This is a genomic window from Calyptranema fuscum S582, assembly GCF_055793305.1.
In genome coordinates, this window is the sequence record NZ_JBSLYH010000009.1 from 65071 (window position 1) to 91466 (window position 26396).

At 50.7% G+C, this 26396-nt stretch carries 21 protein-coding genes and 1 pseudogene; 13 read left to right on the top strand and 9 right to left on the bottom strand.

Annotated elements, in window-relative coordinates; translation table 11 throughout:
- From ACR6Z4_RS08535 to pyk, 4 genes are all read left to right on the top strand, one after another.
- Complete coding sequence (locus ACR6Z4_RS08535) at positions 1 to 1521, top strand: FecR domain-containing protein (protein WP_479716825.1); 1521 nt, start codon at positions 1 to 3, stop codon at positions 1519 to 1521.
- A 122-nt stretch (positions 1522 to 1643) separates the two neighbouring features.
- Positions 1644 to 3032 carry an outer membrane beta-barrel protein gene (locus tag ACR6Z4_RS08540; protein ID WP_479716826.1) on the top strand — a complete coding sequence of 463 codons (1389 nt, stop codon included), beginning with the start codon at positions 1644 to 1646 and terminating at the stop codon, positions 3030 to 3032.
- 4 nt (positions 3033 to 3036) lie between these two features.
- Positions 3037 to 3216: a hypothetical protein gene (locus tag ACR6Z4_RS08545; RefSeq protein ID WP_479716827.1), complete on the top strand. Its 180-nt coding sequence runs from the start codon at positions 3037 to 3039 to the stop codon at positions 3214 to 3216.
- 450 nt (positions 3217 to 3666) lie between these two features.
- Positions 3667 to 5088, top strand: a complete 1422-nt coding sequence (gene pyk / locus ACR6Z4_RS08550) for a pyruvate kinase (protein ID WP_479716828.1) — start codon at positions 3667 to 3669, stop codon at positions 5086 to 5088.
- Here the strand turns inward: pyk and ACR6Z4_RS08555 are convergent.
- Positions 5073 to 5633, bottom strand: coding sequence for a GNAT family N-acetyltransferase (locus ACR6Z4_RS08555; protein WP_479716829.1), 561 nt, complete (start codon positions 5631 to 5633; stop codon positions 5073 to 5075). The two genes, pyk and ACR6Z4_RS08555, sit on opposite strands and share 16 nt — an antisense overlap.
- A gap of 221 nt (positions 5634 to 5854) precedes the next feature.
- Here ACR6Z4_RS08555 and sbcD point away from each other — a divergent pair, with 221 nt between their 5' ends.
- The 3 genes from sbcD (at position 5855) to ACR6Z4_RS08570 (ending at position 9689) form a co-directional block, all read left to right on the top strand.
- Complete coding sequence (gene sbcD / locus ACR6Z4_RS08560) at positions 5855 to 7174, top strand: exonuclease subunit SbcD (RefSeq protein ID WP_479716830.1); 1320 nt, start codon at positions 5855 to 5857, stop codon at positions 7172 to 7174.
- A 204-nt stretch (positions 7175 to 7378) separates the two neighbouring features.
- Positions 7379 to 8770: an asparagine--tRNA ligase gene (gene asnS / locus ACR6Z4_RS08565; RefSeq protein WP_479716831.1), complete on the top strand. Its 1392-nt coding sequence runs from the start codon at positions 7379 to 7381 to the stop codon at positions 8768 to 8770.
- Between the two features lie 28 nt (positions 8771 to 8798).
- Positions 8799 to 9689, top strand: a complete 891-nt coding sequence (locus tag ACR6Z4_RS08570) for an Rpn family recombination-promoting nuclease/putative transposase (RefSeq protein WP_479716832.1) — start codon at positions 8799 to 8801, stop codon at positions 9687 to 9689.
- A gap of 88 nt (positions 9690 to 9777) precedes the next feature.
- Here the strand turns inward: ACR6Z4_RS08570 and ACR6Z4_RS08575 are convergent, their stop codons facing one another.
- Both ACR6Z4_RS08575 and ACR6Z4_RS08580 read right to left on the bottom strand, forming a co-directional pair.
- Positions 9778 to 11511 (bottom strand): flavin reductase, encoded by a 1734-nt coding sequence (locus tag ACR6Z4_RS08575; RefSeq protein ID WP_479716833.1) that lies wholly within the window; start codon positions 11509 to 11511, stop codon positions 9778 to 9780.
- Positions 11512 to 11523: 12 nt separating this feature from the next.
- A complete protein-coding gene (locus tag ACR6Z4_RS08580) occupies positions 11524 to 13251 on the bottom strand; it encodes a diflavin flavoprotein (protein WP_479716834.1) in 1728 nt (575 codons plus the stop codon).
- 212 nt (positions 13252 to 13463) lie between these two features.
- Here ACR6Z4_RS08580 and ACR6Z4_RS08585 point away from each other — a divergent pair.
- Positions 13464 to 13715: pseudogene (locus ACR6Z4_RS08585) on the top strand (restriction endonuclease subunit R); the annotation flags it as partial.
- A gap of 105 nt (positions 13716 to 13820) precedes the next feature.
- Here ACR6Z4_RS08585 and ACR6Z4_RS08590 read toward each other — a convergent pair.
- Positions 13821 to 15311: a bifunctional orotidine-5'-phosphate decarboxylase/orotate phosphoribosyltransferase gene (locus ACR6Z4_RS08590; RefSeq protein ID WP_479716835.1), complete on the bottom strand. Its 1491-nt coding sequence runs from the start codon at positions 15309 to 15311 to the stop codon at positions 13821 to 13823.
- 199 nt (positions 15312 to 15510) lie between these two features.
- Here ACR6Z4_RS08590 and mscL point away from each other — a divergent pair, with 199 nt between their 5' ends.
- From mscL to ACR6Z4_RS08610, 4 genes are all read left to right on the top strand, one after another.
- Complete coding sequence (gene mscL / locus ACR6Z4_RS08595) at positions 15511 to 15948, top strand: large conductance mechanosensitive channel protein MscL (RefSeq protein WP_479716836.1); 438 nt, start codon at positions 15511 to 15513, stop codon at positions 15946 to 15948.
- 44 nt (positions 15949 to 15992) lie between these two features.
- Positions 15993 to 16136 carry a hypothetical protein gene (locus tag ACR6Z4_RS08600; RefSeq protein WP_479716837.1) on the top strand — a complete coding sequence of 48 codons (144 nt, stop codon included), beginning with the start codon at positions 15993 to 15995 and terminating at the stop codon, positions 16134 to 16136.
- Between the two features lie 9 nt (positions 16137 to 16145).
- Complete coding sequence (locus tag ACR6Z4_RS08605) at positions 16146 to 17387, top strand: AI-2E family transporter (RefSeq protein WP_479716838.1); 1242 nt, start codon at positions 16146 to 16148, stop codon at positions 17385 to 17387.
- A gap of 1262 nt (positions 17388 to 18649) precedes the next feature.
- Positions 18650 to 19438, top strand: a complete 789-nt coding sequence (locus tag ACR6Z4_RS08610; RefSeq protein ID WP_479716839.1) for a calcium-binding protein — start codon at positions 18650 to 18652, stop codon at positions 19436 to 19438.
- A gap of 438 nt (positions 19439 to 19876) precedes the next feature.
- Here ACR6Z4_RS08610 and panB read toward each other — a convergent pair whose 3' ends face one another.
- Positions 19877 to 20656 carry a 3-methyl-2-oxobutanoate hydroxymethyltransferase gene (gene panB, locus ACR6Z4_RS08615; protein WP_479716840.1) on the bottom strand — a complete coding sequence of 260 codons (780 nt, stop codon included), beginning with the start codon at positions 20654 to 20656 and terminating at the stop codon, positions 19877 to 19879.
- Positions 20657 to 20989: 333 nt separating this feature from the next.
- On the bottom strand, positions 20990 to 22147 hold the full coding sequence (locus ACR6Z4_RS08620) for a metallophosphoesterase family protein (RefSeq protein ID WP_479716841.1): 1158 nt from the start codon (positions 22145 to 22147) through the stop codon (positions 20990 to 20992).
- 216 nt (positions 22148 to 22363) lie between these two features.
- Between ACR6Z4_RS08620 and ACR6Z4_RS08625 the strand changes: the two genes are divergently transcribed.
- Complete coding sequence (locus tag ACR6Z4_RS08625) at positions 22364 to 23470, top strand: hypothetical protein (protein WP_479716842.1); 1107 nt, start codon at positions 22364 to 22366, stop codon at positions 23468 to 23470.
- Between the two features lie 92 nt (positions 23471 to 23562).
- Here the strand turns inward: ACR6Z4_RS08625 and dprA are convergent, their stop codons facing one another.
- From dprA to ACR6Z4_RS08640, 3 genes are all read right to left on the bottom strand, one after another.
- Positions 23563 to 24672: a DNA-processing protein DprA gene (gene dprA, locus ACR6Z4_RS08630; RefSeq protein ID WP_479716919.1), complete on the bottom strand. Its 1110-nt coding sequence runs from the start codon at positions 24670 to 24672 to the stop codon at positions 23563 to 23565.
- A gap of 228 nt (positions 24673 to 24900) precedes the next feature.
- The gene (gene cysK / locus ACR6Z4_RS08635) at positions 24901 to 25863 is read right to left on the bottom strand and encodes a cysteine synthase A (protein ID WP_479716843.1); all 963 of its coding nucleotides are present in this window, start codon (positions 25861 to 25863) and stop codon (positions 24901 to 24903) included.
- 41 nt (positions 25864 to 25904) lie between these two features.
- A complete protein-coding gene (locus ACR6Z4_RS08640; RefSeq protein WP_479716844.1) occupies positions 25905 to 26342 on the bottom strand; it encodes an RrF2 family transcriptional regulator in 438 nt (145 codons plus the stop codon).
- Between the last annotated feature and the right edge of the window lie 54 nt (positions 26343 to 26396).

Here is a 26396-nt window from a genome sequence, read left to right on the forward strand (position 1 = left end):
GTGCTTCGCAAAACCGTCTCAGCATTATGTCTGCCGATGACACTCCTACATCAGCATGCCGCGACGACCCACTATGCCCGTCGTATTGCCGATTCATTTCAGACGGTGCTGATGGCAGGATTGATCAGTCTCTCTAGTATTTTACTCTTGCCCAGCCAAAGTCAGGCGCAAACAGCTCTGAATCAAGCCGTGGTTGAGGCAATCCGCAATCGCGTCGAGCTATTGTTGCAACGGCAAGCGTCTCGCCCTGCCCAACTGTCTGATGTCGTTGCACCGGGAGATGGAGTAGCAACGGCACGCGATTCGTTAGCCGAGTTGCGGTTTAATGATGGGTCGCTCGGTCGCATTGGGGAACAGGCGATCTTCTGGTTTACGCCCGGTACCCGCGACTTTCGCATGTCGAATGGTACCGTTTTGCTGTTGATTCCGCCAGGGCAGGGGCAAACCCGCGTGCGCACCCCTAATGCAGCAGCAGGCATTCGCGGTTCTGCACTATTTGTTCGCTATATTCCCGAAACGGATACCACTATTGTCGGGGCTTTGACCGATAGTGGAATTGAGATGTTTAACCGGGACGGGTCGCGATCGCAAGCCTTACAGGGCGGCCAGATGGCGATCGCCACTGGGGACGACATCGTTGGCATTTATGAGTTTGATTTGAATCGGTTTTATCAAACCAGCGATCTGGTTCGCGGGCTGACCCCGGCTGATTTAGCGGGCACCTCTAATCCGGCGATCGCCAGCGTCCAGGCAGAAATGCAAAGTGCCTTAGCCAGCCAAGCGCCACTGACTGCCAGCGACACTCTCAACACCCCCGACTTTGTCCGCTTACCCGAGCGGGTAGATCTCAGCTTCAATCCCAACTCAGAGTTTGATCCAGCGGTTGAAGACGCCACGACATCGGATCTAAATTTGTCCCTTACGGTCGATAACTCAACGTCTGTGGCAGATTTTGGCACCGAAAACAGTCGATCGTTCCTCAGATTTGTGACTGTCGAGGAAGGTGTGCTCACCCCTACAACCGTGATCACACTGCCAGAGAATACAACCATCAACTTTCCCAACGACCTCGTTTCTCCGGCTCAAGACCCCGACTTGATCACCGGAAGAGGCAACAACGCCCTCGAACCGGGCGACGATGCTATGCCTCAACCTGCCCGAGATAGCTTTGGAGGAAGCCGAGAGACACCAGACACGCCCACGCCTGACGATGATCCGACAACTGAACCGGGAGAAACCCCTGATAGCGGTGATCCAGCAACACCCGAACCCGGTGACACCCCAGGACGGGACAACCCCGGCATCGGCTTTGGTGCCGGTGGTAGGCCTGGTGCCGGTGATGCGCCCGGTGGCGGTGTGAGCGATACACCAGGACAAGATAACCCTGGCATTGGCTTTGGAGCAGGCGGTAGACCCGACAATGGCGGGACTCCGGATAACGGCAACGGCAATGACAACGGCAATGGCAATGGCAATGGCAACGGCAACGGCAACGGTAATGGCAACGGTAATAATCCTTGATGCCTAGAGATGTATAGAAACGGGTGTGGAGAGCGCTCTCCACCCTCGTCCGAGCTGAAGAACTTGCCCACGATTTGCACCCAGGCTGAATTATTGATGATTTGTTAAGTGGTTTTGAAACCATGGGTTTCATTTTTTCTAACGCATTGAGATTGCATCCTCTGATGGGCTGGGTTGCCGCGATCGCAGCCATCGGCTCTGGTTTGCCCCAACCGGCGATCGCCGCTGAGATCACCCCTACACCAGCAACGGTTCCGAACATTAGCGATCGGGTAACGCCCTCTTCCGTTCCTCCGGATCGGCGGCCGACCCGCGACAAATCTCGCTCCATCCCCGCCCTTCCCCCTCAGCAACCTGCTGTCCCTGCCCCTCTGACCACCGTTCCACCCCAAGCATCAGCGACGGTGTTCACACCCATCGTTGAACCGAACCAGACATCTGACGAATCGCCCTCCCCTGGTCAATTCAGGGGAAACCGAACCCTTCAACGTCCCCCAGGATTGGGGAATCTAGGGAGCATCAAGCCCCCAGACGACGTCTGTCTCAACGGGTGTACACCCGGTAGCCCAGCGCCACCGAGTCGCGCTATCCGTGACGAAGTTCTCTGCGTCAGCCCAGTTTCACCGCTGATGAGTCAGCGCCCTGCTGCCGATCCGACCTCTGCTCCCATACCTGCGCCTGACACTCCTACCGATCCAGCCAATCCAACCGATCCGGCAAATCAGGATAATGCCGCAGCCGATCCAGAACTGGGCGTATTGCAACTGCGAGAATTAGAATTGCAACTCCAGCGATCGCCCCAACCACCCAGTGTATTTTTCTCGGCAGGGGTCAGCTATTTTCATAGCGATAATATTTTGCTCGATGAAATTGACCCACTGGATGACCAACTCATTGGCGCACGGCTACAACTCTCAGCAGCCCCACGTCTGAATGCGAGAACAATGTTGCTGGCATCGATCGAAGGCAACCTGATTCGGTATGGCGATCTGAGCGATTTAGACTATAACGAATTAGAATTTCGAGCTGGCATCCGTCATTTTCTCTCCCGTCGTATGTATGGCGAGCTGAGTTTGAGCAACCAGCAACTATTTGAAGCCGATGGCGGCGATCGCTTCCTCAATGACCATTCCGTTCGCGTCACCCTGGCACGACGCGACCCAATCTTGCCTCGTCTGAACCTCAATAGCTTTTATCAACTGCGCCTGAGCTTTGCCGATCCAAGCGATCGCAGCCGCATTCTCAATACCGTTGGTGTCTCCCTCACCTACAACCTGCTCAACAACATGCAGACCGGGCTGAGTTATCAATTTCTTTGGGCAGACTTTACCGAACAAGATCGACAAGACACCTACCAACAACTCATCGCCCAATTGAGTTATACCCTCAACCGCACAACCCGACTTTCGCTCTATGGCGGCTTCAGTTTTGGGCACTCAACCGACTCAGATATTGATTTCGATAGTTCCATTTTTGGCGCATCTATCGATATCAACCTATCGTTATTTTAGGATCATGAATGCCATCAAACCCAATCCTTTTGGGAAGAGCGACGGCGAAGCCGTCGCTCTTCCCAAAAGAATGACAGGTTACAGCCATTTTCAATTGATTAAGCCACAGATTTTTTGTTGTGTGCCGCGCGGAGCGCGGCACACAACAAAAAATCTAAACATACTCAAGCGCGAAGCGCTGTAATTCATTTGTGATGCTGCGGCAAAAACACCCGGCGTCAACTGCATTACCGACAACAGCAGGAACATTTGGGATACTTGAGTTGCCACTCTTTTCGGCAGAACAAAAAGCGAATTGGCAATTGGTCAGCATTAAATCATAAGGTGGCGATCGCACCTCTATCCCTTCACCCCTTCACCCCTTCACCCCTCTATCCCCCATCCCGCTAAACTCACAGCAAACCCACCTCCCCCATCTCCCGTTCGACTACGCTCACGGCAAGCCCATCTCCCTCATCCCTTCATCTCCCCCACCTCCCCCATCTCCCCTATCTCCCGTTCGACTACGCTCACGGCAAGCCCACCTCCCCCATCTCCCCTATCTCCCCTATCTCCCCCACCTCCCCCATCCCTTCACCCCTTCACCCCTCTATCTCCCTCACTCCCCCATCTCCCTCACTCCCCCACCTCCCCTATGCCCTTTCCCTTCCATCGCACCAAAGTTGTCGCCACTATCGGACCCGCCAGCAATTCGCCAGAGGTCATCCGGAAGTTGCTGAAAGCAGGCATGTCCGTTGCCCGACTCAATTTTTCTCACGGCAGCTACGACGACCACGCCCGCACAGTCAAGCTATTACGGCAAGCTTCCGCCGAATTGGATCTACCAGTGGCATTGCTGCAAGATTTGCAGGGTCCTAAAGTGCGGGTCGGACAATTGCCGATTGGCGAAATGCAACTCCAGGATGGCGAAACCGTTGTGCTAATGCCGATCGCCGAATTTGACCATCATCCCCACACTATTCCGATCGACTACCCCTATCTGGCAGAAGAAGCCGAACCGGGCGCACGGGTGCTGATGGATGATGGCTTATTAGAATTGCGGGTAGAAGCGATCGCCGATTCATCGGTAATCTGCCAGGTGATCCGGGGCGGCATCCTCAAAAGCCGCAAAGGAATCAATTTGCCCAGTCTCGATCTGAGACTGCCGTCTCTGACAGACAAAGATAAACAGGATTTGGCATTTGGGTTATCCCAGGGGATTGACTGGGTAGCGCTCAGTTTTGTCCGCCGGGCAGACGATGTGCGAGCGCTCAAACAATTGTTAGCAGATTTAGGCGCAGCCACAACGCCGGTTATTGCCAAAATCGAAAAACCACAGGCAGTCAGCCAATTTGACGCGATTGTGAAAGAATGCGATGGCATTATGGTGGCGCGTGGCGATTTGGGGGTTGAAGTCAATCCTGAAAAGGTGCCGATCATTCAAAAGCAACTGATCCGCATTTGCAATCAGCGCGGTATTCCCGTGATTACTGCCACACAGATGCTAGAGAGCATGATTAAAAATCCTCGACCGACCCGCGCCGAAGCCAGCGATGTGGCTAACGCCATTATGGACGGCACCGATGCAGTGATGCTGTCGGGCGAATCGGCAGTCGGTGATTTTCCGGTGCAAGCTGTGGAGATGATGGTGCGGATCGCTACCGAAGTCGAGCAAACGCTTGATATACCCAATCAACCCCCGGCAGAGGACGATGAAACTCATGCCATTAGCGAAGCCATCAACGTGGTCGATAAAATTCTTAAGTTGCGTAGCATCGCCGCATTTACGACCACAGGCTATAGCGCCCGACTCGTGGCGGCTGAACGTCCCTGCACCCCCATCCTTGCTTTCACCCCCGACATCAAGGTTTACCATCAACTCAATTTAATTTGGGGCGTAACACCCTTGCTGCTAGACCGCCCCGTGACATCGGTTGAAGACCTCGTCCAACAGATTGAAACTGAACTCAAACAACGGCACCTGGTCACAACGGGGGACAAAATTTTGATTTTGGGTGGCAGTCCCGTGCAAGCGACTCACAGCACCAACTTCATCAAGATTCATGTTTTGTCCTGATGCAAGTAAGCCCCTGCCCATGGTCCGATCGGTTGGTCGGGCAGCGCTTCAATACACTGCGTTTCTTGATAAATTTGCAATCCTCTCGCTTGATAGTTTGCCAGCGCATAGGGACTATCTAAATCGCACGTATGAACCCACACCCGCTGTGCCCCCATTGCCCATGCCTGCTGAATCCCTGTGGTCAACAAATGTCCGCCAATGCCCTGCCCCATAAATGGTTTGAGCAACCCAAAGTAAGCAATTTCGACCTGATGGTTGGCTTGTGCGTCTAGCTCGATATAGCCAGCCGGTGTACCTGAAACATAGGCAACCCAGGTCTGAACGGCATCACGTTGCAGATAGTCTAACCATTGCTGATACGACCAACTCAAGCGCTGGAGCCAATACCAATCGCCACCGACGCTGGCATACAAAAACCGACTGAATTCGGGTGACGGGATTTCAGCGTGCTGGATTGAGAGATGGGGATGATCGGAAAATTTGGGACGCAGTTGCGCCGGATCGAGCATTTCCAGATACCAGGTCGTGATGGTCGCTTGCATATCAATAAAACAGGAGTACTAATCTATGACGTAGAATGCGGTATGGTTAGGATAAGCTGTTGCGGTGCAAACGTCATGGCACTCGCAAGACCCAGAATTCTGAGCGCCGAAGATTTAGTGTTGTCAGCGCGGCGTTGCCGCGCTGACAACACTAAATCTTCAGGGTTGATCGATCCACGATTTTGAGCATCCTACGGTTCTAGAAAGGTTGGGAAACCTCCATGATCAAAATTCTCCATCTTTCCGATATCCACATGGGCAGTGGATTTTCCCATGGGCGGATTAATCCTGAAACGGGTTTGAATTCGCGCTTAGAAGACTTTGTCCAGACCTTAAGCCGATGCATCGATCGGGCGATCGCCGAACCTGTCGATTTAGTCCTGTTTGGCGGCGATGCCTTTCCCGATGCCACCCCTCCGCCAATTGTGCAACAAGCCTTTGCCAGCCAATTTCGTCGCCTGGCAGATGTACAAATTCCCACCGTGCTATTGGTCGGCAACCATGATCAACATTCCCAAGGACAGGGTGGAGCCAGCCTCAGTATTTACCAGACCCTGGGTGTTCCCGGATTTGTCGTCGGCGATCGCCTGGAAACCCATACGTTAGAAACCCGCAACGGAGCCATCCAGATCATCACCCTGCCCTGGCTCACCCGCTCCACTCTCCTTACCCGCCCAGATACTGAAGGACTCTCCCTAGCCGACGTTAATGAATTATTGATCGATCGTTTAAGGATCGTATTGGAAGGCGAAATCCGTCGCCTTGACCCAAGCTTACCCACGGTGCTGCTGGCGCACCTGATGACCGATACCGCCCGCTATGGTGCCGAACGATTTATGGCGGTGGGCAAAGGGTTCACAGTGCCGATGGCATTACTCACCCGTCCGTGTTTTGACTACGTTGCTCTGGGGCATGTGCATCGCCATCAGATCCTCTGCGAGCAACCCCCCGTGGTCTATCCCGGTAGTATCGAGCGCGTCGATTTTAGCGAAGAGCACGAAGATAAAGGTTACATGTTGATTGACGTCGAACGCGGCCAAACGCAGATCGAGTTTTGTCCGTTACCTGTGCGTCCCTTTCGCACAATTCGAGTTAATCTATCCGAATTAGACGAACCCCACACCGCTTTATTGAAGGCTATTCAGCAGGAAGCGATCGCCGATGCAGTCGTCCGATTAATTTACCAGATTCGCCCCGACCAACTCGAACTCATCGACAACACGACCCTGCATACCGCTCTAGCAACGGCTCACGCCTATACCATCCATCCAGAACTCGTCAGCCAACTGGCACGTCCGCGATTACCCGAGTTAGGCGTTGGCAGTGCCATCGAACCGCTCGATGCCTTAAAAACCTATTTAGACAACCGCCCCGACCTGCGCGACCTCGCCCACGAACTGATGCTGGCAGCACAGGGTTTGATGACCGAAGAGATAGAGTCTCCCAGTGATCAGGCGGACTGGCAGTTTGATCCGCTGCCCGATCCAGCCCTTTCTGAAGCTCTGGTAGAACCGATGACCTCGCAACTGAGATTGCTCTAATGCGATCGCATTAACCGCTCTGCCTTGAACCTGTCATACCAAGACCTGGTTGCAAGGTGTTGTGAGAGAGCCGCGCGGAGCGCGGCTCTCTCACAACAACCGTCATCTATCTAGGCGCGAAGCGCTATAGTTTACAGGGGATATATGACAGGCTTTGCGTTCAGACAGTAGACTCTAGAAAGGATTATTTCTAGTCACGCCAACATGAGCAGCCATCGTATCGCAGAACTTCTCCGCAGTGGTCAGCCCGATGAATCCGTCCACATTCAAGGATGGGTGCGCACCAAACGCGAACTAAAAGAATTTTCGTTTATCGAAGTCAATGATGGGTCGTCCCTGGCAAATCTTCAGGTAGTAATTAACCAGGACTTTCCCAACTATGCCGAAACGGTGCGTAAGTTAAACACAGGCGCGTCAGTAGATGTTGCCGGGGTGTTGCTGCCATCTCCCGGAAAAGGACAACGGATCGAACTCAAAGCAGACACGATCACCGTCTATGGCGATGCCGACCCCGAAACCTATCCACTCCAAAAGAAACGACATTCCTTTGAGTTTCTGCGCACCATTGGACATTTGCGATCGCGTACCAATACTCTGGGTGCCGTATTCCGCGTACGGAATGCCTGCGCCGCCGCCGTTCACCAATTTTTCCAGGAGCGCGGGTTCCTCTGGGCACATACGCCCTTGATCACAGCCAGCGATTGCGAAGGGGCAGGCGAACTGTTTACCGTCACCAGCCTGGACTTAAACCAGGTGCCCAAAACGAAAGAGGGAGCGATCGATTTTAGTCAAGACTTTTTTGGCAAACGCGCCTACCTCACCGTCAGCGGTCAGCTCGAAGCCGAAATCATGGCAATGTCGTTCACCAACGTCTATACCTTCGGACCAACCTTTCGCGCCGAAAATTCCAATACCTCGCGCCACCTGGCAGAATTTTGGATGATTGAGCCAGAAATGGCATTTTGCGACCTGATGGGGAATATGGCGTTGGCAGAAGAATTTTTGAAATATGTCTTCCAGGCGGTGCTAGAGAAGTGCCCGGAAGATATGGAATTTTTCAATCAACGCATCGATAACTCCGTTCTGACAACAGCAGACAATATTATCAACAACCAGTTTGAACGCATTACCTACACCGAAGCGATCGCCCTGTTAGAAAAAAGCGATCGCACCTTCGAATATCCTGTGTCCTGGGGCTTAGATCTGCAATCAGAACACGAACGCTATCTGGCAGAAGACTTGTTCAAAAAGCCCCTGATCGTCACCGACTACCCCGTCGGCATCAAAGCCTTTTATATGCGCCTCAACGACGACGAAAAAACGGTTCGAGCCATGGATGTGCTGGCTCCCCGCATTGGTGAAATCATCGGCGGTTCGCAACGGGAAGAACGATTAGATGTCTTAGAACGCCGCATTCAAGCAGCAGGAATGCCTCTCGAAGACCTCTGGTGGTACCTTGATCTGCGTCGCTTTGGCACCGTCCCCCATGCCGGATTTGGGTTGGGCTTTGAACGACTGGTGCAATTCATCACCGGCATGACCAATATCCGCGATGTCATCCCCTTCCCGCGTGCGCCCCTCAGTGCCGATTTTTAAATCTTAGCCGTTGATGCAGGCACGTTCCGTGCAAACCGATTCCCTCTTTTATCGACTATTTCAAACCGCCCCAGGGCTTTTCTTCGAGTTGATTGGTCAATCGCCTCAGCTCGCCCAGGGCTATACCTTTCGGTCTGTAGAAATAAAGCAAACTGCCTTTCGCATAGATGGCGTATTTCTTCCCTCCAAAGGTACTGCATCCAGAGTCTATTTTTTAGAAGTACAGTTTCAAAAGGATGAATTTCTCTATCGACGATTGTTTGCAGAAGTCTGTCTATTCCTGCGCCAAAATCCTGACATTTTTGATTGGCAAGCAGTGGTACTTTATCCAGAGCGATCGCTCGAACCCACCGACCTGCGCCCTTACCAAAGCTGGTTGGCGTTACCGGAGATTCATCGCATCTATCTGGATGAACTGAACGACGTACCAGAATCTCCAGGGATCGGGCTGATACAGCTCATCATCGAACCAGAGTCTAGCGCCGCTGACAAAGCTAGACAATTGCTGAACCAGGTACAACAAACAGCGATCGCCGGACTAAGTCAGCAAGCGATAATAGAATTGATCGAAACGATTGTGGTGTACAAATTTCCCCAATTGAGTCGCCAGGAGATTGAGCAAATGCTGAATTTGAGTGACCTGAAACAGACCAGAGTCTATCAAGAGGCGCTGGCAGAAGGCTTAGAGCAAGGCTTGGAGCAAGGCTTAGAGCAAGGCTTAGAGCAAGGGAAACAACAAGAAGGAATCGCTCTTATCACCCGACTGTTAACCCGAAAGGTTGGGACTCTGCCGCCCAATGTGCGATCGCTTATCGAACAATTATCTCTGGCTCAGGTCGAGGCGTTGGCAGAAGATCTGTTTGACCTATCGACGATATCGGATGTGTTGATCTGGTTGCAGGCGCATCAGCAAAAGTAAAAGCGATCGCTTTTCCTGCCCGTCATAGAAATAGCGATGATGGTGTAGAGCAGCTCTGCCGCTTTACACCATTACTGCTGGATGTCCTTTAATAGCTGCTGCCTGTTTTACGGAACTGCACCGCTGTCACGCCAACCGCTTCCATGACTTTGCCATTATCTACCGTGGCGTAGACCAGCCAGTGGTCGCCGCATTCCATGCGGTTATGCACCGTACATTCTAAATAAGATAGGGCTTCGTCCAAGACTAAGCAGCCATTGCTTGCCGGGTGGGTTGCCAGATTCGCAAATCGATCATCTCCGGAGACAGGTGGTTTTTGAAAATATCGTCGCAGGGTGCGTCCTTCTTTTAAGACATTTAAGACAAAGCCTTCGCCCGGTTGACTCAATTGGTTGTCAAACTGAGCTTTCGGAACGGCGATCGTCAGTCCAGGCGGGCTAAAGGTAGCTTGCGATACCCAGGAGGTCAGCGTGCCATTGTGCGTGTCTCCGGTTTTCGTGGTTAACACACACAGAGACCCAATAATTCGACCGACGGCTTGAGCGGTGCGATCGGCTTGGGGGTCAGCTATCAGCTGGCGCGGTACCCGTACCTTTTTCACCTTACGCAGAGCCTGAGCAAACTCGGTTCCCGCCGCTTCGCATTGTTGGATGGTGTCATCGGTGGGTTTAAATTTCACCCGAATTGGCTCAAACCCAAAGCTATATCCAGCATCCTGTAATTTACTTTCCAATAAATCGATCGCTTCGCCACTCCAGCCGTAGGAACCAAACACCCCTGCCAACTTGTTTTTAGTAGCCGTTGAAAGGACGATACCCAGCGCCGTTTGCACTTGAGTAGGGGCATGACCACCTAAGGTGGGAGAGCCAATGATAAAGCCATCGTTTTCTTCGATCGCTGTTGTAATGTCGCCCGGTTTGGCAAATTCACAATTGATCGATTGTACGGAAATGCCCGACTGCACTAACCCCTGGACGATCGCCGCTGCCATGGTTGCGGTGTTGCCATAGGCAGAGGCATACAGCAGAGCCACCGAAAAATCCTGGGCTTGCTGCCGTTCGCACCAATAGCGATAGTCAAACATTAAGCGGCTAACGCTATAGCGAATCAAGGGTCCATGACTGGGGGCAACAATCCGGGCGGATGCCGCAAAGGACGATAATCGCTCTAAAGCAGTTTCAACTTGTTTTGCCTGGGCAGCATGAATGCAGTCGAAATAGTATCGTCGATCTTCATCCAACTCGCGCCAATTGCGATCAAACAATTCATCGCTGCAAATGTGGGCACCCAAAAATTTATCGCTATAGAGAATGTGGGTAGCAGCATCGTAGGTGCAAAGGGCATCGGGATGACGTGGGGTGGGGGTGGGGATAAAGTGCAAGATATGACCTTGCCCCAGGTCGATCGTTTCTTCGCTGTTCGCCACGATAATCCGGAGTTTTTGGTCAGGAAACGCGGCTCGTAAGGCAACTTCTCCCGCTCGCGTACAGACAAAGGTAATTTGAGACGCAACTTCTACGCCAATCAGTGCTTTTAAAGTGGTGCAACGATTGGGATTGACATGTCCTAAAACAACGTAATTGATCCGTTGTAGATAAACATGATGCGCTAATTCTTCAATGAAGATTTCGGTAAACGATTCGCCGGGTGGGTCAATCAGTGCGGTGCGATCTGCCTGAATCAAAAAGGAATTAGCTGTGGTTCCCTTTTGTCGGGCATATTCAATCTCAAACTTGAGCCGATCCCACGTGCGCGATCGCAATACCTGCGTATTAGCCCCGATTTCGGCAACCTGAACATCCCGTGGTCTAATATCAGCCATAATTTTTAGAGTTTAGTAATGATTTCCGACCTTGCGATGATGGACAGCCGTCAACCCATCGAGATTAGAGACTCGTCCCGCGTCCACGGAGCTATACACCACCCAGTGATCGCTACATTCCATCCGACTGATCACCTCACATTCCAGATATGCCAATGCTTCCGCCAGAATGGGAGAACCATCACCCGCCGGATAAGTTTTGACATCGGCAAAGCGATCGGCACCGGGTGGAAACCGCTTGAGAAAGTGCTTCATCAACGCCTGGTAATTGCCCTCTTCTAAAATATTGAGAACAAAGCGATCGCCCACATGCATCAACGATTCGATCGCCCGATCTTTGGCAACGGCAATAGTAATCCCCAATGGTTCCAGGCTGGCTTGTGCTACCCACGATGCCAGCATGGCGCTAGACACATCTCCCTTCTTCGCCGTGATGATATAGAGTCCGCCACTCAGCCGCCCCAGGGCTTTGTCTAAATCGCTATCGAGCGATTTCATTTGCTTCACCGTGCGATCGCGCGTCAACCACTGCCCCATATCGGTGCCAGCTTCGTTGCACAGTTGATAGGTGGATTTGTTCGGGGTTTCTTTAATCAAAACAGGCGGAAAAGCTTCGCGTAAGCCAATCTCTTGTAACTTGTTGCGCAGAGGATAGACCGATTCATCATTGCCGCCACCGCTTTCAAATAGTCCAAAGGCTTGCTTAGAGTTGGTCGCTGCAAGGATCGTGCTCAGGGCAGATTGCACTACTCCTACATTTTTGCCGGTTTGCGGTGGCATACCAATAATCACACCCGACGATAGCCCCAGGATTTCGGTGACTTCATGGGGGTCAGTGGATTTTAGATCGACCATTTCAACCTGTACCCCCGTCTTGGCAATACCCTGGGCGATCGCCTCGGCTAAGCGATCGGCATAGCCATACTCTGTCGCATAAAACAGTGCTACTGTCGTCTGAGCCTTTGCCTGAGCACGACTCCATTCGCGATAGCGACCGACCAATTCCGGGACGTTGTATTGCAATAACGGTCCATGCCCCGTAGCAATGGTTTTGATCTCGCCCAATTCACCCATCCGCTTTAATGCCGACAGTACCGAACGAGCATTGGGTCCCATGAGACAGTCGTAGTAGATCTGAAAGTCGGTTTCTAACAGTTCTAAATCTTCGTCATAGGTGTGATCGTCGCAATAGTGCATGCCAAACGCATCACAGGTGAAAAGAACCTGGGTTTTATGGTCGTAGGTAAAGATGGTGTCAGGCCAGTGCAGGTTGGGTGCCGAGACAAACTCCAAGACATGACCGTTGCCCAGATCCAGGCGATCGCCATTCTTCACAATCATGCGCTTAAACGGTTGATGCACCAGGTCTTCAAGAAACTGAATGGCAACTTTTGCCCCGACGACCGTGATATGAGGAGCCAGTTGCAGAACATCTTTGACCAAGCCACTGTGGTCAGGTTCGGTGTGGCTGATGATCAGATAGTCGATTTTCGACAGGTTGACCAATCCCTTTAAGGCATCGAGATAGAGGGTACGAAATTTTTCGTGAGACGTATCAATCAACGCCGTGTGTGCCGCTTGAATTAAGAAAGAGTTATAGGTCGTTCCGTTTTGCAACTCAAACTCAATATCAAAGCGATCGCGATCCCAATCCAGCGATCGCAGCGTCTTGGTATCGGCAGCAATCTCTAATGTTTGCATGGTTAATCTGTGCTGGGTGCGTTCTTCGAGCATCACCATAGCCAATACCTCCAAATGAATAGACTCTCAATACTGCGTCTGAGGAAAGGGGGGTTCACTTAATTGTAGAGGTGCAATGGCTGCACCATGAATTTGCAAGCTCCGCTGTCAAAAATCTGACAAACAACCATTGGATCTAATTCCCCTATTGTCGCCTATATCTCCGTTCTGTAAAGTTTCAATAAGAAAACTCATCTATTAGCTAATTTTATAGAGTGCTCCCTCAGACACTTGCGTATATGTTGAGCAATCCAGCGTTGAGCAATCCAGCGATCGCCCAGCCAACCTTTGGCATGATTACGAACGGCAATGAGTTTTTATTTTTGAAGGCAATGCCCCCACCCACGGCGGAATATGCCAATTCCAAATTGTTTTCCCTGGTGAATCCCAATAATGAACTGTATGGTGTGTTGCAAGTACTGAAACGATTAGGAGAAATGGTCGTTGCAGTTGACTCGGTATAACCTATTGCGATCGCCAAATATCCTGCACCTGCGACGTGGGTGGGGTGGGCTTTGCCCACCCCACCCACCAGGTTTAGATTAGGACGAACTGGCGTCGATTCCACTTCATTGCAAGTCATGAATGCCTAACGCAGCAAATTGCTGATCATCCAATCGACCGGCTTCATATAAGGTCTGGGCGATCGCAGAAATTGTTAACACGGCATGAGCTTGATATCCCTGGTGTTTCAGCCGATCTTTTACCCCTTTCTCATGATCGATAAACACGACAATATCCTGCACCTGTAAGCCAACGGATTTCAACTTACCTGCCCCTTCGATCGCACTATTGCCCGAAATCAAAATGTCATCGACGACGACCGCTGTTTCTCCAGATTCATAGTGACCTTCGATCAACCGACGCGCCCCGTGGGCTTTGACTTCTTTGCGAGGGAAGATCATCGGACGATTGAGCCGCAATGCTAACCCTGTAGCGGTCGGCAGCGCTCCATAGGGAATTCCGGCAATGCGATCGAAGACTAAGGTTTCGAGAATCTCAGCATATGCAGCAATCACCTGTTCAAAAATCTGGGGATTGGAAATGATGGTGCGCAGGTCGATGTAGTAAGGGAATGTAGCACCCGAAGCCTGGACAAATTCGCCAAATTGCAAACAGCCAATGTCAAACAATTGCAAGATCAGTTGTTCATGGGCATGGTGCTGAAGCAGACAAACATCGGGCATCCACAAGGTGCAGTTGGGACTGGTCTGCATCACCGTGTCTCTCACCCGGTTGACGTCGTCTCGCAAGGATTGGATCAGGGTCGGTGCTTCCGTCTGGGATAATACGTCTGGCGAAACCGGAATCAGTAATCCACCGCCACTGGAATTTAAACCTACCTCTAGCGTTTGAGCAATATCACTGCCTTCTGTCCAGACACTCCGTGCCAAAATCACCCGTTCTGGGGCGATCGCCCGAATCCGTGCCAAGACCGACGGCTGCGCTGCGCCGACTTCCAACCCCAGTTGTTCCAACGTGCCCCAGGTTTTGGCTTCTTCAATCAATCGCAAATAAAACGGATGCTCTGGATCGGGATATTCCTGCAACGCTCTGGCAGCAGGATTGGTTGTCGTGCAGACCACAAACACAGCTTTGTCAGGATAGACCAAAAAGGGAGCCGCTAAATCTTGCCCTGCATAGGTATTCAGGGTAACGGCATCAACCTGCCAGTCTAAAAAAATTGTTTGGGCAAAAATGCTACTGGTGTTGAGGTCACTGTGCTTAGCATCCAAAATCACCGGAATATCCGGGGGAATCGCTTGCAACAGGTCGAACAATAATTCCAGCCCCGGTGCGCCCAAAATCCGATATAACTCGGGGTTGACCTTATAGGCACAGACCAGCGATTGGGTCTGCTCAATCAGACGCTTGAGCTGATCGTGTAAATGGCGGAAGGGCGGAACCGTGGGCTGAGTCTGGGCAGAGATTGGCGCGGCTTGGGTGGGGCGGATAGCCTCGTAGCAGGCTGACCAGGCATCAGGGGTTGGGTCTAAGCCAATATACAACAGACTCTGATGATTAGCGATCGCTCGATTCAGCTTGTCAAAGAAGTTCATTTACAGCTCCCCGCAGCCCTTTTTAAGAGCCTATCTGAAAAAGGGTTGCGAAGTTCAACCCCGTTCATGTTGAGGCGGATATTAGGCTGATATTAGCTGGAACCAAAGCGAATTTAATCGATGCTCGATCCGTTGCCCCTAATCAGGTACTATTTCAGGCATAAAGCGAAACTCGTTCGTCAACACATAGGGAAATCGTATGGCACTACAACGGGGAAGAAGAGCAACTGGAGGTTTCATTAACGACTTCCGCGATTTCATCATGAAGGGTAACGTCGTCGATCTGGCAGTTGCTGTGGTGATCGGTGGCGCATTTGGCAAGATTATTTCATCGCTGGTAGAAGATATCTTGACGCCCGCTATCTTAAACCCTGCATTAAAAGCGGCAAATGTCGAAGATCTGGCAAACCTATCCATCAATGGCATTAAGTACGGCGTATTTCTAGCCGCTGTCTTAAATTTTTTGGTGATTGCGCTAGCCATGTTCCTGGTAATTCGCTTATTTGAAGATGCTAAAAAGCAGGTAATTCGCCAAGAAGAAGCCGCTCCGCCGCCGCCCGATCCAGCAATCACAGCACAGGAAAATCTCACCCATGCGATTGAACGGCTGACCCAAGTCATGGAATCAAAAGAATAAGCGATCGCTCGTCTGCCCGTCTTCTCATTTGATCACACGTCTCTTTGACTACAGACGAATTGTCCTGGAGAGATCTGGCGATCGCCATCCCGGTGCGTTTTTATAGCACTATTGCCAATCTCTATGTCAAGTCAGATGCAATCTGCCACAAGGTTCAGGATAATACCAATATCACTGCTCAACAGTAAGATGGTTTCATGGTTAGTTCCGGGTCATCCCCACCCAAAAATCGGCTTATTATCTGGTGGGAGTCGCTGACTCCATCATCACGGCTGCTGACGTTCGCCCTTGTCGCACCGCTGACAGTTTTGAATGCCTGGGCATTCTCCACCATCTTTGGCTATTTTCAGTCTCTCTTCATCATTATTCTGGTGGCAGCTCTGTTTGCCTTTCTGCTCAACTATCCTGTGAGTTGGCTAGAAGGTAGAGGTTTAAACCGCGAACCTGCCGCCATCGTAGTGTTCTTATTAACTATTCTGGTCTTATCCGTACTGGGGGTGACCTTACTACCGTTAGCCTTTGGTCAAGCCCAACAACTGGTCGCCCGCTTGCCAGAATGGATCGACTCCGGGCAACGACAACTGATGATTCTCAATGAGCGGGTCGATAATATGGGCTTGCCCCTCAGTCTAGACGGACTGATTGCCCAAATTAATAATCGCCTCAAAGCCCAACTGCAAAGCATCGCCGGACAAGCCCTAAATCTCACACTCAATCTGGCAGTCTTTACGGTATCCAAAGTTCTCGATGTCTTGCTTACCGTTGTTCTCACCTTTTATCTCCTCCAACACAGCAAAGATATCTGGGTGAGTTTAATTGAATGGCTGCCCACCCGCGTGCAACAGCCTTTCTCTAAAACGCTACGGCTGAGTTTCCAAAATTATTTTATCGGCCAAATTATTATTGCGACCTGTATGGGGTCGGGCTTGACCTCCAGTTTTCTGCTATTTAAAGTTCCCTTCGGCTTGTTATTTGGCTTAACCATCGGGTTTATGGCATTGGTTCCCTTTGGTGGCACTGCTGGAATAGCCCTGGTAACATTGCTGGTTGCCCTGCGCGATATTGGTATGGCAATTCAGGTGATCATTATTGCCGTGATTGTTCAACAAGTCGTCGAAAATCTAGTAGCACCCAGAGTGCTAGGCAGCATTACCGGCTTAAACCCGTTTTGGGTATTTATTTCAATTTTGACGGGGGCAAGGGTCGGCGGATTGTTAGGCGTCGTCGTGGCAGTGCCCATTGCAGTCGTGATTAAAGAAGCCTTAACCGTCGTGCGTTCGGTTCGCAGACCCGATGATGGTCATGATCTGGCGATCGCCAAATCGCATCCCCCTGCCGAAACCCACCTGCAAAAAGTAGACGCATCCTTGGAGGCGCAAGAACCTACGCTACGGGAAGGCAATCAGCCTGTACCGACCAGCCAACCCTCCAATCCTTAATCACAGGAATTTACTACTTTGATCTGGGCTTCGACTGCGCTCAGCCCACAAATCCGAGCGTTGAGCGCAGTCAAAACGTACTCAGCCCATGAATTTTTCAATGGACAGGAGTATTCCAGGTCATCAGCAGGTACAGGAACAGCGCATGATATCAACCTGATGACAGCAGGGTAAGCTTTGACACAGCCACTTCAAACAGATACTCCACGAGGATAGGCACCGCCCAGCTTTTTCTCAGAACACCTATCCATAAGATTTCGTAAACAGTGCCCATCCCACAAGCTGCACTGAACGAAGAGACACACGGCGATAACCCCGATGGAGATCAGATCTCAGCGCTCTGTAATAGCGCAGATAGCACGTTATAAATTTATCTCTTCTTCATCAAAGACTATGGATTATCACTGAATTAAACAACAAAAACTAAAGCGTTATTGAAAGTTCAGTCTTATTTTTTAATGTCCCTGATACCGCAGCAAAAACAAGTAGTCATCCGTCGCAAAATCCAACGATTCTTTCAAATCATGCCAACACTTTAAGCGACATCTTTGTATTTATATACATACTTAACGCACAAGCCCAAAAGATACGTTTTAAAAAGTAGATACATCTTGATTTCAAGATGAAATCAGGATTAATTTTCTAGATCTTTATATCTCATTTGAGGTTATCAAACCATTTCAGCTGTCTAGAATGATCCAGACTTTTTTAAATAGATCAGTTCAGATCAGTTCCCATAAAATGGGTATGATTTTTTTGCTTTGACCCTCAGCCTCCTCTCCATTCTGAGGAGTTGATAAAGCTAAAAACCTTACTTCGCATGAGTTTTAGGTGCTAACCATCTTACTAATACTCCAGTCTTCGATCCACTTATTCCCATTAATACAACCTTATTTTAGAACGGCTGATTTTTGCCAACATCAACCTCTACACAGTCTTATTAAGACAAAACATCAAAATTTTATCGAATCTTTTTAATCTCTTCTCTAAACATAGAAACATATTTCATTTTTCTTATAGAGTCATTCTTTACTTCAATATCCAGGTTTTTGATGACCGATCGTTCCATTACCAAGGAAATAATTAGATCGTATTTTTCCGGTCTAAAAAATGATTAATCATAAAAATTTCAGTGTTTTTACCAATAACTAAAGTGGGAACTTTTTCATGTTCAGTACGTTCATATAGATTGGTGATACGTTGATTTTGTTAGGTTTTAATCGGTGTATCACAGAACAATTAATTTACTGGAGGTACGAAAGATGGAAAGTTCTAAAGGACACAAAGGAAACACAGTCAGACTCGGCAAGGGTGACAAAAACGTTCGTGGCTCTTTAGGTGATGATTTTCTCTACGGCAATGGGGTGTCCAACATCCTACGAGGAGGAGCAGGACGCGATCGCTTAAAAGGCGATCGCGGTAACGACACCCTCGAAGGTGGCGTAGGCGATGATCTCCTGTTGGATGGGGGTGTGGGCAATGACACCATCCTCGGTGGGTTGGGCAGCGACATTATGCTGGGTGGCAACGGCAAAGATACGCTGTGGGGCAACGAAGGCGATGACAGTCTTGAGGGCGGCAATGGCAACGACTTGCTCTACGGTGGCATCGGCAATGACTTGCTAGTGGGTGGCAATGGCAAAGATGTTTTGGTCGGCACAGATGCCTTTTCTAGCGACACCAACGTGGCTGAAGTCGATAGTCTCACCGGCGGTCGTAGCAGAGATACCTTTGTCTTGGGTGTTGCAGCGGAGGGCACAAATCCTGCATCTGTCTTCTACAGCAAGGGAGGCGATGCTGACTATGCACTGATCACAGACTTCACCAGGTTGGATACTGTGCAGTTGGCGGGTGCGACGGAAGACTATGTCGTACAAGACTTCTCCGTGCTCACAGGCACAGGCACAACCGTCGCTGGCGCTGGCATTTATCATCTGGGCAGCACCACCGTGAATGGCGTGGTCACACCGACTACTGAACTGGTAGCTGTATTGCAAGGAGTTGCAGCCAGTGGCGTTGACCTGACAGCTCGAAACTTCAGCTACGTCTAGGTTGAAGGGTCTAGGCTGAAGGCGACAATACTTCTAATCACGCCTCAATGAACCGTGAGCGATCGCAGATGTGCATCAGGGTTGCCACAGGGAACCTCAATTCATTGAGATGATACCCACTACCGCTTGAATACAGGTTTGAATCTAGATGTCGTGTCTAATGCGCTACGTTCGGCACGACATCACACCATCAAAACAGTTTGGGTAGGAGAGTCACGCTTTCCTGCCCAAATCCTATGGCAATTTTCAGACAATATTTCAAACCATACATATAGCGATCCTACTTGATTCGTGAAAATGATCAGTTGTGAAAGCGCCCGCCCTGCGGGCGGGCGCTTTCACAACTGATTTAGGATCGCTATATAATCCGCTGCAATTCAGTCAGGATAATGGATGGATTGAAAAGTGGCGCGGAGCGCCACGGTTTAATCAATCCCGTTAGACCGGAAACTGATGATCGCGGACTTCAGCCGAAAAGGTCTGCACCGCTTGCACCACTTGTTCGCGCAGATTTGCGTAGGATTTTGCAAACGGAGGTTGCCAGCTGGATAACCCCAACAGATCCGGTGTTACCAACACTTGCCCATCACAATGGGGACCTGCACCAATGCCAATGGTGGGAATCGTCAATTTTTGGCTAATCTGCAATGCCAGGTCAGACGGAATGTGTTCTAGCACGATCGCAAATGCTCCTGATTGTTCCAGGGCGATCGCTTCTTGCAAAATTCTTTCTGCCGATTCTGGAGAGGTTCCTTGCTTACGAAATCCACCAAACTGATGCACAGACTGAGGGGTAAGACCGACGTGACCCAGCACAGGAATGCCCACCTGCACAAGTCGGGCAACCGTTTCTACCATGGCTGGATAGCCCCCTTCTAACTTCACCGCCTGGGCACCCGTTTCTTTCATGGCGCGTCCAGCCGAATGCAATGCCTGTTGCCAACTTTCCTGATAACTGAGAAACGGCAAATCCACCACAAACAGCGCATTTTTTACGCCCCGACGCACCGCCTTTGCATGGTGCAACGTTTCATCCAGGGTTAGTGGCAGAGTTGTCTCATATCCCAACGCCACCATTGCCAACGAATCGCCCACCAAGATCAGATCGACTCCCGCTTCATCGAGCAAGTGAGCAAATAAATAATCCCAGGCAGTCAGCGCAACGACGGCACGACCTTCACGTTTATAGCGGATCAATTGTTGGGTGGTGACTGCCATTGTTGAATGCCGAGTAGGGACACAGATTAAAAATAGGTCGGCGTTGCTGATGCCAAAGCTCGTCTGGCTAGTGAATTCGTTGGGTTCACAGCAAAACAAACTGCTATTCGGCAATGCCCGTCAATCAGGGGCTAATGAAGCGAGGGTGAGCGCCTGAAACTTCAGTCCCTTTTATTCAGCATCTTAGCAAACCTGGTTGCGGATTATAGTGTTGCTGGTGTTGACGCCATCACAGCCGATCGGTTTTCTATAAAACACCATCTCAGTTTTGTGGTGGCGCGGCTCTGCCGCGCCACCACAAAACTAAAGATTGAACCCGTAGATCCGTAACGCCTATGTTTGACAATGGGCGGCTGAGAGCCGTTGTCGGCAGGCGGCTTGTTCGGTAGCGGTTAGGTTTTCCCACTCAAGGTCGCGACGAATAACAAACCCTTGATTGGCAGCAATGCTTCTGGGTAACTCTTGCTGATCGATCACCTGCAAGGCTTGCATATCAAACGTAGTGTAAGTGGTTGAAGCCGAGCCGAGGTTGATATCCACCAGAGTTAAGGTTTTTCGGGGAGGTAGAGTGCTGTTAAGCAATTGCCGAGGCCCACTCCCTAACGCCCCCGTATGGAGAAATTGTAATTGCCCCAAATGCCCAGGATAGTAAGCATGATGGTGTCCACTGATGTAGGTATGAACGTGATAGCGCTCCAGTAAGTCGTGCAACACTTCAGCATCCGTCAGTACTTCACCCACGCGATCGCGCCCTACCGCAACGGCATATAACGGCAAATGCCCAATCACAATCCGTAATTTTGCCGTCTGAGCCATCTCACTGGCTAAGCTACGCTCAACCCAAGCTCGATCATTCGGGGGCATCCGTGAGCCACTCGACGCATCCCACACCAGATAAAACACGTCATTTTGCTGAAACGTGTAATAAAACGGAAAGCGATCGCGATCAATAAACGCTAGCCCCGGATCATGCTCTGTAGCATTCCAATACGCGGCCGCTAAATCTCGATCACGTTGATAAATCAAGCGATCGCCCTGCATCGCACGAGAGGCATCATGATTACCCACCGTAAAACCAAATGGCAACCCTGCCTGCCGCAACGGTTGCGCGACATAGCGATCAAACCCTGCCCACATCGCTGCAATTTGAGCTGAGGTCAGATCGCTATCCTGTCCAGCCACCATATCGCCGCCACATAACACCAAATCGGGTTGCCAGGACGGCAATAACGCGATCGCCCTGGTCAGATCTGTACCGTACGTGGTAGACCCATAGCTATCATTGAGATCACTGATCACCGCAATGCGCACATCACCGCGAGGAGGGTTGGATAACCCGGCGGGCAGTGGGTTTTGTGCCAAGATCAACGAATCAGGAACCTCAGCAGGCTGATCGGAAGGAGTAGCAATCAGCTTTTGGTTGAGGGCAGCGCAACCTACCCCTAAAAACGCTCCACCGAGAACCAGAACCTGACGACGCTTCCAACCCATTGCAACATCACCAATATCAATACCTGTAAAACGGTGATGTTCTAGATTTGTTGTTAATTTTTTGGAAAGGCTCGCGGAGCGAGCCTTTCCAAAAAATTAACAACAAATTTGAAACACTACCCTGTAAAACTTTATCGCGTTTGCACCGATGAGTCGCTACACTCAGGTTTGCGGACATCATCTGCCGATTCTATCTGCCGATTCGAGGAAGGGTTCATGTCTGAGCAGCAGCCTAAACAATCAGAATTTGAGGGTCAGGAACTAGACTCCACACCTGTAGACTCCACACCTGCCTCTGAAGCTGATGGTACAGGGCAATCTGAGCCAGCCCACACCAGTGATACAAGCGATGCAGCCTCTACGCCGTCTGCCGCGACAGCATCCTTTGTGGTGGACGATCCTTGGGACACTGATTCAGATCCACCGATCGATGTTCCGGGCAACTCTGCCAATTCTTCTAGTTTTGATAAAAAATTTCCCCGACTTTCTCACCGTTCTGGGTCTGCGAAACGTCAGCCGACGGCTGCGCCAAAACGGACAACGGATGGCGATCGCCCGGTTCAGCCCTCCCAACCGGGTTTAACCAATCTGACCTCTTGGTGGGAAACCAGTATTACAACAGCGGTCGAGTTTTGTCTACGACAGATCGAACACTGGAGTCCACAGCTTGAGTCGTGGCGCAGTCAGATACGTCCCCAATTGCAGAAATTGCAAAAACTATGGGCGATCGCCCTCGGCAAATTGCGTAGCGTATTACCTGCCACCTGGAACGATAAACTATCTGACTCCATCCTCAACAGCATCGTTGTCGGCGTTTTGACCGTCCTGTTACTGCTCACCTTTAGCGGCGGTAAATCCTCTCAGCCAACAGTTCAATCGCCCGATGCCGCTCCACCCGCCGCAGTCGTGGCAGAACCATCTCCGCCGCTACCCGACCTGAGTCGCATGACGGAACCCTTACCGGCGTTGCTGCAACCGACACCCACCGCTGCACCACCCAATTTAGAATTAACCCCGGAGCAAAGCCTGATTGCAGCCATTCAAGACCAGGTTGCCGACGTGACTAATCAGTACAGCAACGGGTTAATTCAGTCTATTCAAGCCAACTTTCGTAGCAGCGTGCTGCTGGTCAAAATGGGTAGCGGCTGGTACGACCTCAGTTTTAGCCGCCAAGATCAGTTAGCCGATGATTTGCTCAAGCGATCGCGCGATTTAGAGTTTCGTAAGCTAGAAATCACCGATGCTGAAGATGCACTGCTGGCACGCAGTCCCTACGTAGGCTCAACCATGGTCATTCTGAACCGCACGGGGGAAACAGAATAAATGCGTCGGGTCATCTTCCTCTGAAGGGATGAATTGGAGAATAAAACCCAGGTTTCACCCGCCAATTCATTTACACAATCTGCGCGATCGCACTATGCCCGTTGATAGCGCATTCCAGGCAACTGATTGACCAGTCCCATTAATTCCAATTGCACCAGAGCGCTCAACACCTCATCGGTGGGCAAACTGGCGGCAGCGACAATGCCATCGATCGCCATAGGGTCGGCAGAGATCGGCTGCAAAACAGATGCCAGTTGGGGCGGCAAATCTAACAGGGGCAACTGGGTCGTTTCTGAGGGCAAGGGATCGAATTGGGGCAAGGCTCCTAATGTTTCTAACAGTTCATCTGTGCCCAAAATTAAGTGCGCCCCAAAATTTAATAGCTCCAGACACCCTTTGCTGCGTGGGTTGTCTAGCGAACCGGGCAGGGCATAAACATCTCGTCCATAATCATTGGCAAGGCGGGCTGTAATCAACGCACCCGATCGCTGAGGCGCTTCTAGCACCAGCGTCGCCCGACACAGTCCAGCAATAATACGATTACGGCGAGGAAAATTAGCCCGATCGGGCTGGGTTCCAGCAGGATATTCACTCACCATCAACCCTGTCTGTTCAACTTTTTCAGCCAACCCTCGATTTGACCAGGGGTACACCACATCAACACCTGTTCCCAAGACCGCAATCGTGCGTCCATTGAGGCTCAAACATTGACGATGAACTTCGGTATCAACACCTTCCGCCAAGCCAGACACAATCGTAAAACCGGCATTTACTAAAGCGGTGGTGATTTTTCGCGTCCATTTTCTGCCGTATTCAGACGGGTTCCGGGTGCCGACCATGGCGATCGCCGCTGTCAGCCCACGATTTTCACTGCGATTCACTTCGCCCCGGTAGTACAACACGGGCGGCGGATCAGGAATTTCTAACAAAAGCCGTGGATAATCCGTATCGGCGGGCGTCCAAAAACAGGGATTATCGGACTCGTGTTGGGTCAGCAAACTGTCAGGATCAATTTGCGATCGCCGTTTAGCAACCGCCATAGCCGTCTGTGAACCTAAGCCATCCACCGCTTCTAGTTCGGTAGGGGAAGCTTCCCAGGCGATCGCTAACGTACCGAAATGCCGTTGCAGACGCAACAATAAAATCGGACCAATGCCAGCCACCTGTGACCACGCCAGCCAAAATGCCCGTTCTTCGCTCAACTGCATCCCCCTCCTTCGTCTTGCAACCCTTGGGTGGACAGCACCATACATGCATCACCCAATTGAGTATGCCCACGAATAGGGCTGCTGACAAAGCTGTACTTAGGAGCACAGATTAATTAACCTGTAATTCTTTTTGAGAGAGCGGCGGCTACGCCGCCACTCTCTCAAAAAGAATCGGGTTTTATTAAATCCACGATCGTTAACGAGCTTGCGCACTGCTATAGATTAATTTCCAGAACTCGAAGCCACCAGATCCGCATCCTGGAATAGGGGTGTACTGAGATAGCGTTCGCCAAAACTGGGCTGAATCATGACAATCAACTTGCCTTCATTCTCAGGGCGTTGACCGACTTTAATGGCGGCTGCTAAAGCAGCCCCACTAGAAATACCGGAGAGTAACCCTTCTTCTCGTGCCAAACGACGACCATAGGCGATCGCCTCTTCATCCGTCACTGGAATGACTTCATCAATTAAATCGACTTTAAGAACGTCCGGCACAAATCCAGCACCAATGCCCTGAATTTTATGGGGTCCCGGTCGCCCGCCTGATAACACAGGGCTATTGGTAGGCTCAACCGCGATCGCTCGAAAGCTGGGTTTAAGCTGTTTCAGCACTTCCGAAACCCCCGTAATCGTGCCCCCTGTACCAACCCCAGCCACCAGAAAATCAACCAGCCCATCCGTATCATCCCAAATTTCCTGAGCAGTTGTTTCTCGGTGAACTTGGGGATTGGCAGGATTTTTGAACTGCTGCAACATATAGGCATACGGAAACGTATTGACAATATCCTGTGCCCGCTGGATGCAACCACTCATGCCTTCAATTCCAGGCGTCAATTCTAGCTCAGCGCCGTAAGCTCTCAGCATGGCACGACGTTCAGAACTCATCGTTTCTGGCATCGTCAAAATCAGCCGATATCCCTTAGCCGCCGCCGCCATAGCTAGGGCAATCCCCGTATTACCCGATGTTGGCTCCACCAGCACCGTTTTACCCGGCGAAATCAACCCAGCTTTTTCAGCCGCCTCGATCATATTAATTCCGATTCTGTCTTTCACAGAGGCGGAAGGATTCATCCCTTCTAGTTTGGCTAAAATCTGGGCAACACATCCTTCTGCTGAGGGAATACGATTGAGTTGCACTAGTGGAGTTCGGCCAATCAGTTCGGTAATATTATGAGCAACACGCATAATTTGCCACGCAAAAATTAAATGAGAAGCGTCCCTGAATCCTAAATGTAGTACATCACGTCTAGCCGTCGTTTAGCATCTCTTTTATCAGCAAGATCTTGAAGAGAATACTTTTGTAAGACAGACTCAGCCGCTCGACCTGCTTCCTGCCAAACTTCTAAGACCACAATGCCTTCGACCGTCTTAGACTCTTTGGTAGCATCGCTGGGTTCAGGATCTGCCCCTTCAATACAACAAACTATATCTAAGAGTGTAATTTTCCAGGGTTCTCTGGCTAACATATACCCCCCCTTAGCACCACGTTGCGATCGCACCAAACCACAACGTCTCAGGGTCGCAAGGAGTTGCTCCAAATATCGATCTGGGATATTTTGCTCAGCTGCAATTTGTCGAATTTGAAGAGGCTCTCCGCTGCTGTAATAATCTGCCAACTCTAGCAGAGCCAGCAACGCATATTCACTTTTACAAGACAGTTCCACAATTAAAAAACTTGGGTTTCAACGCTCTTCCAGTATACCCCGGTTCTCCAGTGG

Bases quoted from the DNA above. Each gene is read 5' to 3' on its own strand.
- ACR6Z4_RS08540 (WP_479716826.1), top strand. From the start codon at position 1,644: ATGGGTTTCATTTTTTCTAACGCATTGAGATTGCATCCTCTGATGGGC.
- ACR6Z4_RS08545 (WP_479716827.1), top strand. From the start codon at position 3,037: ATGAATGCCATCAAACCCAATCCTTTTGGGAAGAGCGACGGCGAAGCC.
- pyk (WP_479716828.1), top strand. From the start codon at position 3,667: ATGCCCTTTCCCTTCCATCGCACCAAAGTTGTCGCCACTATCGGACCC.
- ACR6Z4_RS08555 (WP_479716829.1), bottom strand. From the start codon at position 5,633: ATGCAAGCGACCATCACGACCTGGTATCTGGAAATGCTCGATCCGGCG.
- sbcD (WP_479716830.1), top strand. From the start codon at position 5,855: ATGATCAAAATTCTCCATCTTTCCGATATCCACATGGGCAGTGGATTT.
- asnS (WP_479716831.1), top strand. From the start codon at position 7,379: ATGAGCAGCCATCGTATCGCAGAACTTCTCCGCAGTGGTCAGCCCGAT.
- ACR6Z4_RS08575 (WP_479716833.1), bottom strand. From the start codon at position 11,511: ATGGCTGATATTAGACCACGGGATGTTCAGGTTGCCGAAATCGGGGCT.
- ACR6Z4_RS08580 (WP_479716834.1), bottom strand. From the start codon at position 13,251: ATGGTGATGCTCGAAGAACGCACCCAGCACAGATTAACCATGCAAACA.
- ACR6Z4_RS08590 (WP_479716835.1), bottom strand. From the start codon at position 15,311: ATGAACTTCTTTGACAAGCTGAATCGAGCGATCGCTAATCATCAGAGT.
- mscL (WP_479716836.1), top strand. From the start codon at position 15,511: ATGGCACTACAACGGGGAAGAAGAGCAACTGGAGGTTTCATTAACGAC.
- ACR6Z4_RS08605 (WP_479716838.1), top strand. From the start codon at position 16,146: ATGGTTAGTTCCGGGTCATCCCCACCCAAAAATCGGCTTATTATCTGG.
- ACR6Z4_RS08610 (WP_479716839.1), top strand. From the start codon at position 18,650: ATGGAAAGTTCTAAAGGACACAAAGGAAACACAGTCAGACTCGGCAAG.
- panB (WP_479716840.1), bottom strand. From the start codon at position 20,656: ATGGCAGTCACCACCCAACAATTGATCCGCTATAAACGTGAAGGTCGT.
- ACR6Z4_RS08620 (WP_479716841.1), bottom strand. From the start codon at position 22,147: ATGGGTTGGAAGCGTCGTCAGGTTCTGGTTCTCGGTGGAGCGTTTTTA.
- ACR6Z4_RS08625 (WP_479716842.1), top strand. From the start codon at position 22,364: ATGTCTGAGCAGCAGCCTAAACAATCAGAATTTGAGGGTCAGGAACTA.
- cysK (WP_479716843.1), bottom strand. From the start codon at position 25,863: ATGCGTGTTGCTCATAATATTACCGAACTGATTGGCCGAACTCCACTA.